The sequence below is a fragment of the Clostridium sp. LXY-7 genome, from assembly GCF_056172015.1.
In genome coordinates this window covers 1-15,931 of sequence record NZ_JBLLJL010000013.1, presented here as the reverse complement: position 1 = coordinate 15,931, position 15,931 = coordinate 1, and the positions used below count along the sequence as shown (strand labels likewise).

Annotated in this window: 17 protein-coding genes, 1 tRNA gene and 1 rRNA gene; 5 read left to right on the top strand and 14 right to left on the bottom strand. The window is 29.2% G+C overall.

The genetic code is table 11. The annotated features are described in order from the left end of the window. Window positions 1-531: 531 nt before the first annotated feature. Together ACI48Q_RS20785 and ACI48Q_RS20780 are read right to left on the bottom strand one after the other, a co-directional pair. Window positions 532-1,470: a GNAT family N-acetyltransferase gene (locus ACI48Q_RS20785; RefSeq protein ID WP_474921021.1), complete on the bottom strand. Its 939-nt coding sequence runs from the start codon at window positions 1,468-1,470 to the stop codon at window positions 532-534. Further along, a complete protein-coding gene (locus tag ACI48Q_RS20780; protein ID WP_474921020.1) occupies window positions 1,463-2,647 on the bottom strand; it encodes an MFS transporter in 1,185 nt (394 codons plus the stop codon). The genes ACI48Q_RS20785 and ACI48Q_RS20780 overlap by 8 nt, the downstream gene beginning before the upstream one ends. A 175-nt stretch (window positions 2,648-2,822) precedes the next feature. Here ACI48Q_RS20780 and ACI48Q_RS20775 point away from each other — a divergent pair, with 175 nt between their 5' ends. Beyond that, window positions 2,823-4,013 carry a class I SAM-dependent methyltransferase gene (locus ACI48Q_RS20775; protein ID WP_474921019.1) on the top strand — a complete coding sequence of 397 codons (1,191 nt, stop codon included), beginning with the start codon at window positions 2,823-2,825 and terminating at the stop codon, window positions 4,011-4,013. A 112-nt stretch (window positions 4,014-4,125) separates the two neighbouring features. On the opposite strand, the gene ACI48Q_RS20770 is transcribed toward ACI48Q_RS20775, so the two are convergent. The 3 genes from ACI48Q_RS20770 to ric form a co-directional block, all read right to left on the bottom strand. Continuing rightward, window positions 4,126-4,920, bottom strand: a complete 795-nt coding sequence (locus ACI48Q_RS20770; protein ID WP_474921018.1) for a tRNA threonylcarbamoyladenosine dehydratase — start codon at window positions 4,918-4,920, stop codon at window positions 4,126-4,128. Between the two features lie 23 nt (window positions 4,921-4,943). Then, on the bottom strand, window positions 4,944-5,573 hold the full coding sequence (locus ACI48Q_RS20765; RefSeq protein ID WP_474921017.1) for a DUF2238 domain-containing protein: 630 nt from the start codon (window positions 5,571-5,573) through the stop codon (window positions 4,944-4,946). 157 nt (window positions 5,574-5,730) lie between these two features. Beyond that, window positions 5,731-6,426, bottom strand: coding sequence for an iron-sulfur cluster repair di-iron protein (gene ric / locus ACI48Q_RS20760; protein ID WP_474921016.1), 696 nt, complete (start codon window positions 6,424-6,426; stop codon window positions 5,731-5,733). 138 nt (window positions 6,427-6,564) lie between these two features. Here ric and ACI48Q_RS20755 point away from each other — a divergent pair, with 138 nt between their 5' ends. Further along, the gene (locus ACI48Q_RS20755; RefSeq protein ID WP_474921015.1) at window positions 6,565-7,278 is read left to right on the top strand and encodes a Crp/Fnr family transcriptional regulator; all 714 of its coding nucleotides are present in this window, start codon (window positions 6,565-6,567) and stop codon (window positions 7,276-7,278) included. A 168-nt stretch (window positions 7,279-7,446) separates the two neighbouring features. On the opposite strand, the gene ACI48Q_RS20750 is transcribed toward ACI48Q_RS20755, so the two are convergent. The 5 genes from ACI48Q_RS20750 to ACI48Q_RS20730 all read right to left on the bottom strand — a co-directional run bounded on the left by ACI48Q_RS20750 (window position 7,447) and on the right by ACI48Q_RS20730 (window position 11,933). Then, a complete protein-coding gene (locus ACI48Q_RS20750) occupies window positions 7,447-8,691 on the bottom strand; it encodes a DUF1015 domain-containing protein (RefSeq protein WP_474921014.1) in 1,245 nt (414 codons plus the stop codon). A gap of 21 nt (window positions 8,692-8,712) precedes the next feature. Continuing rightward, the gene (locus tag ACI48Q_RS20745) at window positions 8,713-9,624 is read right to left on the bottom strand and encodes a D-2-hydroxyacid dehydrogenase (protein ID WP_474921013.1); all 912 of its coding nucleotides are present in this window, start codon (window positions 9,622-9,624) and stop codon (window positions 8,713-8,715) included. An 83-nt stretch (window positions 9,625-9,707) separates the two neighbouring features. Continuing rightward, on the bottom strand, window positions 9,708-10,784 hold the full coding sequence (locus tag ACI48Q_RS20740) for a pyridoxal-phosphate-dependent aminotransferase family protein (protein WP_474921012.1): 1,077 nt from the start codon (window positions 10,782-10,784) through the stop codon (window positions 9,708-9,710). A gap of 280 nt (window positions 10,785-11,064) precedes the next feature. Next, a complete protein-coding gene (locus ACI48Q_RS20735) occupies window positions 11,065-11,226 on the bottom strand; it encodes a hypothetical protein (protein ID WP_474921011.1) in 162 nt (53 codons plus the stop codon). A gap of 23 nt (window positions 11,227-11,249) precedes the next feature. After that, on the bottom strand, window positions 11,250-11,933 hold the full coding sequence (locus tag ACI48Q_RS20730; RefSeq protein WP_474921010.1) for a hydrolase: 684 nt from the start codon (window positions 11,931-11,933) through the stop codon (window positions 11,250-11,252). A gap of 197 nt (window positions 11,934-12,130) precedes the next feature. Here ACI48Q_RS20730 and ACI48Q_RS20725 point away from each other — a divergent pair, with 197 nt between their 5' ends. Both ACI48Q_RS20725 and ACI48Q_RS20720 read left to right on the top strand, forming a co-directional pair. Further along, window positions 12,131-13,333: a DUF1576 domain-containing protein gene (locus ACI48Q_RS20725; protein ID WP_474921009.1), complete on the top strand. Its 1,203-nt coding sequence runs from the start codon at window positions 12,131-12,133 to the stop codon at window positions 13,331-13,333. A gap of 3 nt (window positions 13,334-13,336) precedes the next feature. After that, on the top strand, window positions 13,337-13,684 hold the full coding sequence (locus ACI48Q_RS20720) for a hypothetical protein (protein ID WP_474921008.1): 348 nt from the start codon (window positions 13,337-13,339) through the stop codon (window positions 13,682-13,684). A 201-nt stretch (window positions 13,685-13,885) separates the two neighbouring features. On the opposite strand, the gene ACI48Q_RS20715 is transcribed toward ACI48Q_RS20720, so the two are convergent. Both ACI48Q_RS20715 and sfsA read right to left on the bottom strand, forming a co-directional pair. Then, window positions 13,886-14,386, bottom strand: coding sequence for an NAD(+) diphosphatase (locus tag ACI48Q_RS20715; RefSeq protein ID WP_474921007.1), 501 nt, complete (start codon window positions 14,384-14,386; stop codon window positions 13,886-13,888). Window positions 14,387-14,456: 70 nt separating this feature from the next. Continuing rightward, entirely contained in the window at window positions 14,457-15,149 is a 693-nt protein-coding gene (gene sfsA / locus ACI48Q_RS20710) for a DNA/RNA nuclease SfsA (protein ID WP_474921006.1), read from the bottom strand. Between the two features lie 280 nt (window positions 15,150-15,429). Between sfsA and ACI48Q_RS20705 the strand changes: the two genes are divergently transcribed. Beyond that, a complete protein-coding gene (locus ACI48Q_RS20705) occupies window positions 15,430-15,696 on the top strand; it encodes a hypothetical protein (RefSeq protein ID WP_474921005.1) in 267 nt (88 codons plus the stop codon). Between the two features lie 34 nt (window positions 15,697-15,730). Here the strand turns inward: ACI48Q_RS20705 and ACI48Q_RS20700 are convergent. Continuing rightward, window positions 15,731-15,806: transfer RNA gene (locus ACI48Q_RS20700), tRNA-Lys, on the bottom strand. Window positions 15,807-15,845: 39 nt separating this feature from the next. Next, a 5S ribosomal RNA gene (rrf, locus tag ACI48Q_RS20695) occupies window positions 15,846-15,931 on the bottom strand; the annotation flags it as partial.

Below are 15,931 nucleotides of genomic sequence, written 5' to 3'. Positions count from 1 at the left end.
GTCATTTTGATAGATTTCTCTATCGGAATTAACTGGTTTTACCTTCTTCTCTGTTTAATTTTCAAAGACCATTTCTTCATCACTTACTAGTGACGACTTTTACTATTCTATCAGGTAATTTCTTACCTGTCAACAACTTTTTTCAAGTTTTTTTAACTCGTTTTTTTTGTTGTTTTCTCATCGCCTCTCAGCGACAAGATTTATATTAACATAATTATTCACTGGTAATTTGCTATAATTAATTATTTGCTAAGATTATAGCCATTTTATGAGATTATGCTAAAAAATACTTACTTATACTTCTATTGATACACATGGACTAGTATACGTAATCTAAATAAAATACTAAGCATTTTATTTAGATAAGTGCAACCAGCTATTGCAGAGAAGAGCTCACTTTGTCTCAGTGAAATGCAGTAAACTGCAACGCTAACACTTCACTGCAGCTCGCTGCACTTCTCTAACAAGCAGAGCGAATACTTCACTACAACCTCCGATTGCACTTCACTAAATAAATTACTTCGTAATTTACTATTTATTTGTCCTATAAAATATATTATGATCTCTCCATCTTCCATTTATATATAAATAGTCTTTACATATTCCTATTTCAGTAAATTTACATGCTTTTAATACACCCTTTGATTTTTCATTTTCTACTAAAGTAGATGCTTCTATTCTATGAAGGCCTAGATCTTCAAAGGCATATTGAAGGACTAACGATACAGCTTCTTTCATATAACCATTTCCTTGATACTTCTCATCAATAGAATATCCTATAAAACCATTTTTAAATACTCCATATACTATATTATATATTCTTATCCTACCTATTAGCTTACTATCCTTATATATTCCAAAATGAGCTCCTTCCCCCTTGAGAAATTGTTTGTAATTTTCTATAAGTGACTGTCTTTGTATTTCTAAATCATAAAAATTTTCATCTCTATGTGGCTCAAACTTAGAAAGATATCTTTTGTTCCTTTGGTAGTAGTCTAAAAGTTTTTCACAATCATCTCCGATTAAAACCTTAATACTTATCTCTTTACCTTGAATACAAAGGTCTTTCATAATAAAATTTTTATCATAATCTTCTTCTACAATTCCAAACATTAAGGAGCTTTCATATTTATTTCCATTAATAATATTATTCGATATATATCCTTCTAATTGAAATCCTATATTAGTAAAGGGTGTTAAACTTATTTTTTCCTCACATATTATATTTACTTTATGCATATGTTCATTTTTTATAAGAGTATCAAGTATTACCTTAAGTGTTTCCTCTAATAGAATAATTCCTTCTTTTCCGCTCTTGTAAAATTTTAATCTAATTAATGAACTTTTATTTATGTTATCTAAATTTAAAATATAAAATCTACCAATAGTAATACCTACTGAATCTCTTATAATATATTCTCCATTATTTTCATTTAAACTACTAATTGTTACTATTTTTTCTTTACTCATTTTTTTTACCTACCTCAGCTAAAACGTACTTTTTCTTTTTATAGATTATAGTAATGAATATTATAGATGTCATTAAGCTTATTGGTATAATATAAAATGCACTTGTTGTTCCTATTATATCGTTAAGCCTTCCAATTATTAAATTCATTATCATGTTTACAAAGCTTGAAAATGTTATTACTACACCAGTCACATATGAACTATTTTCTTTAAATACTTTACCTATAGTTAATACTACTGTAGGAAATGTTATAGCAAAAAATAGTCCAGATATACATACTAAAATTAAAGCTCCATCTCCAATCATTAGAGCTACTGTGAAAAGTAATACCGCTACGAAGAGCGATATCAATACAGATTTGAAGTATCCTTTTTTTTCGGCAATGAAACCTCCACCCAATCTACCTATTGTAAATAAAAATAGAAATGCCGTTAAATACATAGAACTTTTAGCTGAGCTAAAATTATAACTTTGCTGAAGAAAATTAGTTAGCCAATTTGTTGTACTCATCTCTGCGAAAACATAAGTTCCTAATGCCATACCATATAAATATACATACTTATCTTTAAATACATCTCTACTATTAAATTTTTTTACTTCATCGGTTCTCTTAACTACTGGTATATCTATAAATAAGAAATATATTAGTACAAATATAAATGCAATAGCTATTCCTATATATATATTCCTCCATGAACTACCTGAGGCTATTATTGTACCTGATATAAATGAGGCTAAAGTAGCACCAATACCAAAACAGCAGTGGGTTATATTCATTATTACAGCTTGAAAAGAAGCAAATATAATAGGTATTAATGTATTTATACTTATTGATATGAAGGAGATTCCTATGTTCATTATGAACATGCCAATTATCAATCCCATAAAATTCTTTGATGAATATATTGTTAAAAGTGATATAATAGTTGCTATTATACCTAAGAAAAATACTTTCCTTTGCCCTATCTTCTCACATAATATGCCACCAAAATATGTAAATATAATATATCCTAATGAACATGCCGCAAGCATGATTCCTATACTAGTATTGCTTACATGAAAATCTTCTATAAATAAAGGTGTTAACACCCCTTTTGTCGTATCTGCTATAGCACTCAGTGCCATTATTCCAAATATGAATATAATCATATAAGTATTATTTCTCCTCTTTACCAAACTACCACCCCCTTCAACAAAAAATATTATATCATACTATAACTCTAAACTATTCATAATAGTATTATTTTATATTCGAAAATAAGTATATTTATCGACAATTCATTTAATACTTTTAGTACTTATTATATTTTGATATACTAAGCATTATAAGTATATAGAAGGATGATGATATATGAATAAAAATAACATAAGCAAATTAAACTTATTTTTTATGGGCCTACAAAATAGGTTTTCTGAGAACTTAACTATATTTAATCATATTACTGTTGAATATAGTTCAGGCCTTAAAACTTTTAAAGGAACTGCTAATTTAAATAATGATGAGTTAGACTATAATTTTAAAGGTGTTACAAAGAAATTAACTATAAAAGAGCTCTTTGATAACATCTTAAAAGAGTGTGAAAGCTATGAGTCAGTTTCAATTACTTATAATGAGCGTGGAGAAACTCTTATCATAATTGGCGATAATAAAAATGTTACTATGAAAAATATTACTAACAGTACTTCCAATCAAGACACTGTTTCTAATAATAAAACTGATATATCTCATGTTAATACTACTTCTACACTTCTTAATAGAGATTATTACATAAAAGTTGGTAAAGCTGATAGTCTGCTTAAAGAAATTGGTATAATGAGCAAAGATGGTAAAATAAAAAATGATAAGGTGAGAAAATATAATCAAATAGATCACTATGTGGAGCTTCTTGAGGGTATATTAGACGAACTGCCAAGAAACACTATCATAAATATATTAGATTGTGGCTGCGGAAAATCTTATCTCTCTTTTGTTCTTAATTACTACCTAACAGAGGTTAAAAAGAGAAAATGTCATTTTATAGGCTTAGATTATTCTAAGCAGGTTATCGAAAGTTCTAAAGCTATGGCTGATAACCTTGGCTATAGAAATATGGAGTTTCATGCTATTGATATAAAAGATTATACTCCAGATAAGAAAATTCATGTAGTTATATCTCTTCATGCTTGTGACACAGCTACAGATATGGCTTTAGCTTTAGGAATTAGATTAGAATCCGATGTAATTATTGCTGTACCTTGTTGTCATAGAGAAATGCTAAGTCAATACTCCTATTCTCCATTTAAATCTATATTAAAACATGGGGTATTTAAAACTAGAATGGCAGATATCCTAACAGATGGAATGAGAAGCTTAATGTTAGAGGCTAAGGGTTATGATGTGTCAGTCGTAGAGTATATCTCTCCTCTTGAAACACCAAAGAATTTGATGATTAGAGCTATAAAAGTCAGCGATGAAAATGAAAAAGCAATGGATGAATATATAAGTCTAATGTCAAAGTTAGATTCATATCCCTCATTGTACTGTTTTCTTAATGAGTGGTAATACTATGGCTCTCAGATATATTTATCCTTGTGACCATTTTCATTTTAAAATGTAGATTTTAAAATAATATCTCTTTATACTAAAAACCCGTAGCACAAGGCTACGGGTTTTATTATAGCTTTAATATTTTCTTTTCGCTTTCCCTCATTAAGCTTTCTTTAATTAAATCTTTAATTACTTGCCCTCCAATTATCATTCCTGCCACTGGAGGCACGAAAGAGTTACTTGCTGGTATTTGACGTTTAATTGCACATTTTTTTGATCCACCAGTACATACACAACCTGTTTTGCAAGTCACTACATCCTCTTGCTTTGGCTTCTGAGGAATTTCCTCTGAATATAGCACCTTGCAGTTTTTTATCTCTCTTTTCCTAAGTTCATATCTCATTACCTTCGCAAGTGGACATACCTTAGTATCATAGATATCTGCAATTCTAAACTGAGTTGGGTCAAGCTTATTTCCCGTTCCCATACAACTAATTATTTCTATATTTTTTTCTTTACAGTATTCAATTAGGGCTATCTTAGATGATACCGTATCTATTGCATCAACAACATAGTCTACATCATCTGTTATAATCTCCCCAATATTATCCTTTGTAACAAATATCTCATGAGTTATAACTTCACATTTAGGATTTATTTCTAAAATCCTTTCTTTCATTACCTGAACCTTACTTTTCCCTAAAGTTTTAAAAGTAGCATGAATTTGTCTGTTTATATTGGTTAAGCATATAGCATCATCATCTATTAAAACAAGATTTCCTATAGCTCCTCTTGTCAATGCTTCTACTGTGAAGCTTCCGACTCCACCTATTCCAAATACTACAACCTTGCTATCTTTTAGTATATCTAAAGATTCTTTACCAATTAAAAGCTCTGATCTTGAAAATGCATGTTGAGCCATAATTTTCACTCCTTTAAACTATGTTAATTTTTAGTTTCTATTTTATCTAATTTTAAATCTCCAATAAATCTAAATTTACCTTTTTTACAATGATAATACCCCATTATAGCCGTTAATAATCCTGCTCCTACACCCATACAAATATCTGTCATAGTGTCTATTAAGCTGTTAAATTGTGAATCTAATCCAAATAACTGATCTCCTGCAAACTCCCATATCTCCCAAATCCCTGCTCCAGCCGTCGAAAAAACAAATATAAATAATGCAATAAAAAGAGGTGAAAGTTTTTCATATATATCTCCTTTTATAGCTACCTTTAAAACAAGAACTGCAGCTAATCCAATAATAATTCCTGATGAAAAGTGAAGAAATAAATCCCACCAAGGAAAAATTGTATAAAACTTATACATTTTTCCCAAAACCATTGATAGAAATATAAAAAACTGAACTACAAAATCTGCTGTATTTGAAAGTTTTATCCTTATCACTCTAAAAAATACATCTGGAACTAGTGATACGAAAATTACTAATAGCGCATTAAAAAAATATATCGAATTATTATTAATAAAATAGTATATAAATAAAATTCCCATTATTAATCTCATTAAATTTTTAAAAACAGTATTATATTTTATATTTTTACTTAATATCATGTAATTCTCATCCTTTTTAAATTTAACTTCTTACATTATACTCATATTAAAAATAACATGCAACAGTATTTAAATAAGTGCAACCAACGGTTGCACTTATCTAAATACATAATATATTTTTACAATTGTTACAATGACATAAATATCATCCTCTCCACTATATGCTCTTAAATAAGATATTGTTTTCAAGATGTATATGTTGGAATGTATCTTGTTCTAATTCCATTAGTTTTCTATATGTTAATTCAAAAGTTTTACAAGCATTCTTGGGAGCAATATAATGTTCTGTTACTTCCCTTAGTTCTTTAATTATATCTCCTGCCCCAGTATGCTCATTTTCTAATTCATTTAAGAGATTTAGTATCTTTTCTTTATTATTGTTACTTTTTTCTACTTCATATTCTTTTATAATTGGAAATAATAATAATTCTTCTTTTACTAAATGTTCCTCAAGTTCTGTTCTTAAAGTATTAAACAGTTTTTGAACTTTAAAAAGTTCTTCGTGACCTTTACCATGTACTTTTAATATTTTAAATGCAAGTTCACTTATTTTAGGTAGTTCTTCTCTTAAATATGCATGGTGCGTACTTTCAATATAATCTACAAGTTTGCTTGGTTTTTCCTTTGCCCAATCTGTAAATTCCTCATTCTTTTCTTGGAAATCTTTATATCTCTCATTTAACAAAGTTAATATTTTACTTTCGTCGAGATTTTGCTCCTTTATTGCTTCTGCTAATGGTCTATTACCCCCACAACAAAAATCTATTCTATGTTCTAAGAATAAATTACTTGCCCCGGGAAAAATAGTAACAATATCTCCTATTTTATCTGTATCCTTAAAATTACTAATCATAATAACTCCTCCTAATAATTTTTTATTTCTAAGTTTTTATCTATAATTTAATTATAAAGATATTAAATTTATAGTATGTGATTTAAAACACATGATAAATATTGTACAATTCTATTAAAAGGATTATGGAGGTATAATATGAACTCATACAATGGATGCTGTACATGTCATCATAAATATTGTGCTAAAAAAGTTTCTTTATTTACATCACTTTCAGATAAAGATCTTAATAAGGTGGTAAATTTAATTACAAAAAAATCCTTTCAAAAGGGCGACATTATATTTTTTGAAGGAGAAATATTTGATAAGTTATTTATTATAAACACTGGAAGTATTAAAGTTTATAAATATACTAAGGAAGGTAAAGAACAAATCCTTTATATCCTAAAGGATGGCGAGTTTTTAGGTGACCTAAACTTACTTAAAAAGGATACATTTAAATTTAATGCAATGGCTCTTGAATTCACAAGCATGTGCATTATACATAAAGATGATTTTGATACACTTATTAAAACTAATCCTGAAATTAGTATAAAAGTCTTAGAATATGCCCATGACAGAATAGCAACACTTGAAAATTTAGTTCAAACACTGACAACTAAAGACGTTGAAATAAGGCTTGCTTCTCTTCTTTTAACTCTTTCCAAAACCTTTGGTACTAAAACATATAACGGAATTGAGATTATTCTTCCTTTATCCCGTGAAGACATGGCGAATTTTATAGGAGTAACCAGAGAAACTGTCAGCCGTAAATTATCTTATTTTCAGAGTCAAAATATAATTGAAATATTAGAAAATAAACTAATTATAATAAGAAATATTACTGCACTTCAAAAATTAATTGAAATTTAAAAGGAATAAGGCTTTTTAATATTTCACCTCATTCCTTCTTACTCATTTTTTATATCTCTAATAACCCTTTTATTCGTTACTTTTGGTTTCCCCTTGTATTTTCTATCCCTTTTTCTCTTTCTTGATCAATCTTTTTATTCTTAGTCAGAGATTTTTTTATTGGGACATCTATATTAATTCATGAACAAATATTCCACTTCTTAATTTTGGTTCAAACCAAGTAGATTTTGGTGGCATTACTTCCCCTGCATCTGCAATATTCATAAGCTCTACTATGCTTGTTGGATACATTGAAAATGCAATCTTCATTCCTTCTGATACTCTTCTTTCAAGCTCCTTTAGTCCTCTTATTCCACCTACAAAATCTATTCTATCACTAGTTCTAGGATCTTCTATTCCAAGAATAGGTTGTAATAAGTTAGTTTGAAGAATTGAAACATCTAAGCTCTTAACTGGATCTTTAGCATCAAAAGTTCCTTCTTTAGCAGTAAGTTTATACCATTTCTCATCTAAATACATTCCAAAGTTTCCTTTGTTTTCAGGACGATATTCACCATCTCCCATATACTCTTCCACTTTAAACTTATCTACTATTTTATTCATAAACTCTTCACTTGAGTTTCCATTTAGATCCTGAACTACTCTGTTATAATCCATTACATATAAGTCATCTGCTGGGAATATAACGGATAAGAAGAAATTAAATTCCTCTTCTCCTGTATAGTTTGGATTCTGTTCTCTTCTCATTTTTCCAACTCTTACAGCTGAAGCTGCTCTATGGTGCCCATCTGCTATATAAAGATATTGTACACCTTTGAATTGCTCTTCTAACTTTTCTATATCATCCTTACATCTTATAACCCATACAATATGAGATATTCCATCTTCTGAAACAAAGTTATACTCTGGCTCATCTTGAGTCCATTTATTAACGATTTTATCTATCTCACTAACATTCTTATATGTTAAGAAAATTGGACCTGTGTTGGCATTACAGTAATCAACATGATTAACTCTATCTTGTTCTTTCTCTGCTCTAGTATGCTCATGTTTTTTTATTATGTTATTCATGTAATCATCAATAGATGTACATCCTACTATACCAGTTTGAGTTCTTCCATTCATTACTTGTCTATATATATACATTTTAGGCTCATCATCTTGTATGTATGTGCCTTCCGTTCTCATATTATCTAGATTTTTTCTAGCAGTCTTATAAACTATTTCATCATATTGATTTATATTTTTATCTAAATCGATTTGTGCTTTATCCACATGTAAAAATGAATACGGATTTCCATCAACCATCTCTCTAGCTTCTTCTGTATTCATAACATCATATGGAAGTGCAGCAACTTTATCTACTAGTTCTTTTGTTGGTCTTATCCCCTTAAATGGTCTTACTATTGCCATAATGTTTCCTCCTACTAACTATTAGTTAAAAAACTTTAGTATAGTTTGTATAATTTCTTCACCAATTCTAGTTTGAGCTTCTACTGTAGCTGCTCCTATATGTGGTGTAACTGATACTCTTGAATGATTAATAAGAGCTTCATTTTTTGTTGGTTCTTCAATAAATACATCTACTCCAGCTCCAGCTAATTTACCACTATTTAAAGCTTCTAGTAAAGCTTCTTCATCAACTACTCCACCTCTTGCACAATTGATTAGTGTAGCTCCGTCTTTCATCATTTCTATTTGAGCTTTTCCTATAGTTGCTCCTTGTTCTTTAATAAATGGTATATGAAGTGAAACATAGTCTGCTTTTGGCAATAATTCTTCTATTGTGCAGAACTCATAATTTTCATATCCATCCATTTTACCCATTATATCGGTATATATAACTTTCATTCCTAATGCTTCTGCTTTCTTTGCAAGTTCTCTTGCAATTCTTCCAAAACCTATTAGTCCTAAAGTTTTTCCACCTATTTCTGTTCCTTCATATAGCTTCTTTTGCCATTTTCCAGCTCTCATTGTAACGTTTGCATCCCCTATAAATCTTGCAATACTAAACATATGTGCTAGTGCAAGCTCTGCTACAGATGCACTACTAGAATTTGGAGTATTACGTACCGCTATGCCTTTGCTTTCAGCATATTTTACATCTATATTATCTACACCTACTCCACCACGGATTACTAATTTTAGTCTTCCAGTTTCGCATGCTTTATCTATAATAGGTTGTCTAACCTTTGTTGCACTTCTAACTACAATAACATCAAAATCTTGTAAGGCTTCCCCTAATTCTTCTGGTGCATAAAATTTTTCAATAACCTCAAATCCTTTTTCTTTTAAAGTACTAACTGCACTTTGTTCCATACCATCTGTAACTAATACTCTAACCATAATTATCCCCCTATCTATTTATAACTTTAAACTTCTAATTCTTAATATAAAAAGGGGTTTATCCCCTTCTTATATAAGCAGCCTTATTCAAGTCCTAATATTTCATTTATAACTTTTAGTAATTCTTCTATTTCTGCTGGAGTAGTTTCAGCCATATGTGCTATTCTAAATGTTTTATCTTTTAATTTACCATATCCATTAGATATTTGGTAACCTCTTTCTCCTAATGCTTTATTTAAAGCTGCTATATCTATATTTCTAGTATTCTTTATGTTTGTTAATGTATTAGACATATATTTCTCATCAGGTAAAATTTCGAAATATTTTCTTGCCCATGCTCTAACTAATTCAGCACCAGCTATATGTCTTGCAAATCTATTTTCAAGTCCTTCTTGATTTATTATTTTATCAAGTTGATATTCTAATGCAAACATATGAGATAATGATGGTGTTGATGGATATTGATAGTCTTTCTTTTGTATATATTCATATAATCCTAAAAGATCTAGATAAATTCCTCTATAAGGAACTTCTTTAGCTCTTTCTATAGCCTTTTTAGAAAATGTACAAGCCGACATTCCTGGAGGAAGTCCTATAGCTTTTTGTGTTGAAGTTATACATATGTCAACTCCCCACTCATCTGTCTTAAGCTCTGTACCTGCTGCTGAACTTACAGTATCTAAGCAGAATACTACCTCAGGATATTTAGCAACTACTTTGCTAATCTCATCTAATGGATTCATTACACCTGTAGATGTTTCATTATGAGTTACAGTTATCAAATCATACTTTCCTGTAGCTAAAACCTCATCTACTTGTTCTGGTGTAGTAGGAGTTCCCCACTCAACTTCAAATAAATCTGCAGGAACATTATTTGCAACTGCCATTTCATACCATCTCTTACCAAAAGCACCTACTGCAAATACAGCTGCTCTTTTAGCTGTGCATGAACGAACAGCACCTTCCATTAATCCACTGCCTGAAGTTGTTGAAAGTAAAATTTCCTCTTTAGTGTTAAATATAACTCTCATATATTCACTAATTTGCTTTTGTATTCTAGAAGCTTCTTTACTTCTGTGCCCAATCATTGGCATAGCCATTTTTTCTAGAACATCTGGTGCAACCTCCACTGGACCTGGTATAAATAATTTTTTATGCATAATCCACCCTCCAAATAAGTAAAATTATATTTAATAAGATTTTAACCACCTTTATTGTAGCATTATGTGAAGATTTTCTCAACTTAAAATATTTTTAATATTGTAAATAATTAAACTTTTAGTGTAGCACATTTTAATTTCACCTGATATCATAAATACAACTCCTTAGTTTATATTCTTTATCTATATTTTCTCTCTTTATGACTTCTATACTATTATTGCTAATTTCATTCTTTACATAAAAACACCATGAAAAACTTAATTTTCATGGTATTTTTTATTATTGTTCTAAAATTGATTCTGTTTCTCTACAGTATTTAGTAATTAAACACTGTCCCAAATTCCTCGGACATTTTTTACACATGCAATTCTCAGCTTTTCCATCACATTTAGATGAAATGTACTCTGGACACTTCTGACAATTATACACAACTATACTCATGACATATCTCCTAAAACATGTTTTTATTTTTCACTATTATACTTACATCTTTCTCTGTGATTTTCCATTATATCACTTAATATATCTCTTGTACTATTTGGGGTATATGTTATAGCATTAGCACCAGCTTGAATAGTTTCCCTTATAGTTTCATTTGTCGGACCTCCTGTTGCAATAATAGGAAAGTCTGGATGTTTTTCTCTTATTTTTCTTACAATTTCAGCAGTTCTATTTGCTCCCGAAACGTTTAATATAGTTGTACCTGCTTCTATTCTACCTTCTATATCTTCATATTCCGATACTATTGTTACTATTATAGGGACATCTATTGTTTCTCTCATAGCCCTTATAACTTCATTTGGAGTAGACGAATTAACTACAACACCCATTGCTCCTTTAAACTCAGCATCAAGAGCTAGGTTTATAACTCTCTTACCTGTTGTTATTGCTCCTCCAACTCCACAAAAAATAGGTACATCTGAAGCTAATATTAAAGCTTCTGTAATTATTGGTTGTGGTGTAAATGGATATACTGCTATAACAGCATCTGCATTAGTGTTCCTTATAACCGCCACATCTGTCGAAAAAACAAAGGACTTTAGTCTCTTACCAAAAATTATTATTCCACTAGCATCTCTTATTGCTGTAGGTAATTCAATCATATGACTTCTTAATAATCCTTTAAATTCTGGTACATACTTTCTCATATTTTTACCTCCTCTATTATTGCTTGTACAGTATAGTTAAATAATAAAACAACTGCTATAATATACATAAATAATTTCTTAAATATTAATACATTAATTAAATATACACTTGTATATGTTTATTGTAAATATAAAATAAAGGAGTTGGTACTATAAATAAACTAATAAAAATTTTTCCTACCCCTTATTTATTATTTTTGTGTTTTAGCATAATTTTATTACTAAGTTCACTTTACTTTAATAGCATTTCCGAAATAATTTATGGTTTAAAATCAATAATTTTATCACCCGATATATTAATAACTGATTATATGGAAATCGGTGGCATTGGTGCTACCTTCACCAATTGTGCACTTATCATAATTATATATATAATAATGCTAATAAAATTAAAAGTAAAGCCAAGTGGAACTATTATTGCTGGATTATTTACTGTAAGTGGTTTTTCATTATTTGGGAAAAATATTTTTAATATTTGGCCTATAATATTTGGTATTTGGCTTCATTCAAAATATCAAAAACAATGTTTTAAAAACTATATAGTTATAGCTCTATTTGGTACCACACTTTCTCCTGTTTTTATTCAGCTAGTATCAAATGATAGATATTCATTATTCTTATCATTTTTACTTGGGTCATTGATCAGTACCTTTATAGGATTCTTGTTACCTCCAGTTGCATCTTATTGCATAAAACTTCATCAAGGCTATAACCTTTATAATGTAGGATTGGCTGCTGGCCTCTTAGGAACTCTTCTTATGTCTGTACTTAGAGCATTTGGTATAGATTTTAGTAGTATCTTAATCTGGTCATCTGGAAATAATACTTCCTTTACTATACTATTTTCATCTATATTTATATTTATGATTATATTAGGCTTTTATTATAATAATAAAAGTTTTAAAAATATGAAAAATTTAACTAAATACTCTGGAAGGTTAATAACTGATTTCTATATGCTCTTTGGAGGTGGATGTACCTTAATTAATATGGGGATGTTAGGACTATTCTCAACTTTACTTGTTTTAGTAATTAGAGGAGACTTGAATGGCCCAACTCTTGGTGGTATATTTACCATTGTTGGTTTTGGTGCTTTTGGTAAACATATAAAAAACATACTTCCTATAATGCTAGGAGTCATTTTGTGTACCTTCCTTAATATTTGGGGTATAAATTCTCCTAATGTGATATTAAGCTTATTATTTAGTACAACATTAGCTCCAGTAGCAGGTAGCTTTGGTTTTACATGGGGTGTAATTGCAGGATTTTTACATGCCTGTTTAGTAATGAATATAGGCTATTTACATGGCGGACTAATACTATATAATAACGGTTTCTCTGGGGGCTTAGTATGTATGCTTTTAATTCCACTGATAACCTCTCTTAGAAAGGAAGTTTAAAAAATGAAACATCTACGACAAAGAAATATAAAAATACTTAGTGAGTTAATGAATTACTTACTTAAAATAGAATGTCACAATATAGATATCCATTTTGAAGAAAATAAAGAAAATACGCAAATTAATATTAAATGCATAAATAAAAATATAGATGAAAATATCATTTGTGAACTTAACAGATTCCTAACAGTTCCTAGAAGAGCCGACATGGAGGAGTATTATTGGGGACTTAATGGAGATGATGATTTAAATAATGAATTATTCCTTGTTGGAATGATGACAGATGATGTAAATATATCCTATACAGATAATTCTAAACTTGAGATTAAACTATTAAGAATAAATAAATAAATAAAAATCAAAGTTTCTTGCACACTATAGCTAGTATAATTCAATTTAGTAAATAAAATTATAAGCAAGGATTACAATAACACCTTAATTTTAAATTTTCACCTATATTATTATTTAAAATTGTGATTATTGTAACTTGCTATATTTTCTAATTATCGAATTTTTAACTAATAAATTTCTTATTAGAAATATCTGAATTACTTAACTTAATAAGTTCATCTCTCTTAGTACTCTTTCTACAATCTTTTTTCCGACTTTATCTTCCCTCATCTGAGGAATTGCTTCATTAATAGGTTCCCATGATATACCTTCGACTTCAGAAGATTTATTTATATCTCCATCTACATATTTAGCCATAAAGGTAATCATTAGTAGTTCTTTTTCTTTTATACAATCACTTCCCAAATACTTTACATTCTTAATTGTTATTCCTGTTTCTTCCTTAACTTCCCTGTGTACTGTTTCCTCTAAGGTTTCACCTACTCCAACATATCCTGAAACTAATACCTTTGAATCTTTAAATATGTAACTCTGCTTTAATAATAAAATTTTATCTTCCTTTATTATAGCTACAACTATACAGGGTTTAGGTATATCAAAATACATTATATCATCATGCTTACAATAAGGTACTCCCCCTTCATCCCAACTATATTTTTCAATTAATTTTCTTCCACACAAAGGACAGAAATTATACTTCAAATTATCCCCTCATTTCAAATGTATTAAATTATAACCTATTATTTAATATGAAGATTTTATTAGATTAAATTTATAATAATATATCAATACTATTTTTTAATGTAATGAAATTTTCACCTACGTCACATCCATAAGCAAAAATATCTACTCCATTTTCCTTAGCAAACCTCAATGCATCTCCAAAATCTCTATCCATCTCATCATTAGGTGAAAATGTCTTAATGTCATTCATTTGTATTACAAATATAACACCAGCGCCTCTTCCACTATTTTTAACCTCAACAAGCTCTAATAAATGTTTTCTTCCTCGCTCCGTAGGTGCATCTGGGAACATACTATGTCCATTTTTTTCTAAGGTAACTCCTTTAACTTCTAAATAATATTCTTTTCCTTCATCATTGGAAATTTTAAAATCAAATCTGCTATTTCCAAAGGTCTTTTCTCTTAATATGTTATTATACTTTGATAATGCCTTAATCTTCTTATTTCTAAGAGCTTCCTCTACTACTTTATTAGGAACTTGAGAATCTATGTTTATAAGCTTATCATCTTTATATCCTGCAATTAAGCTAAATCTAGTTTTTCTATGTTCACCACTTTCATATCTCAAAACTACTTTACAACCTGGTATTAATATTTCTCTACATCTACCTGTATTAGGCACATGTACCAATTCTTCTTTTCCTTCTATTAATACATATCCTTGAAATCTATTCGGTCTTCTAATAAATTCTACCACTGTAGTATCTTTATCAAATATCATAAAATCACCTCTAAATAAAACACCCAATAGCGATAATATAACTACTGAGTACTTTGATTTTTATCCACATATATAACATTAGTGTGTTTAACTTATCCACTTTTTATTATAATATGTTAATAATTATATACAAGTTATTTATTCTTTAATTCTTCATATTGTTACTCTACTTATGTGCCTAAATTATATACATATTTTTAAACTAATGCTATAATACAACCTATGAATAACTATATTTTAGTATAAATTTGATAATATATAAATAAAAAGGGTGATAAGTTTGACACAAATTATGAGTATATTAATATTTGTAATATTAGCGATCCTTGTTGTTATTGATTATTTTAAGGAAAGAAAAGTTTATAGATTGGTTGCATTAATCCCTATATCATTTGCAATCTTTCTTCAAACACCATTATCAACCACTCTTGACAAGACTGTTAGAAATATAATATCAATGATATTAGTTGCAGTTATGTGTGTTATTTTTTATTTAATTATGAAAGATGAGAAAAATAAGCAACCAGATAAACAAACTAAAAAATAACACATAAAAAAAGCACTTCATTTAGAAGTGCTTTTGGTGGCTCACCGGGGAATCGAACCCCGGACACCATGATTAAAAGTCATGTGCTCTACCGACTGAGCTAGTGAACCATATATATGCCTCCAAGCCTTAACTTGGAGGCAATATTTACTTGGCGACCACTTACCCTCCCACAGAGCTTCCCCTGCAGTACTCTCAGCCGTCCAAGGCTTAACTGGCGTGTTCGGTATGGGAA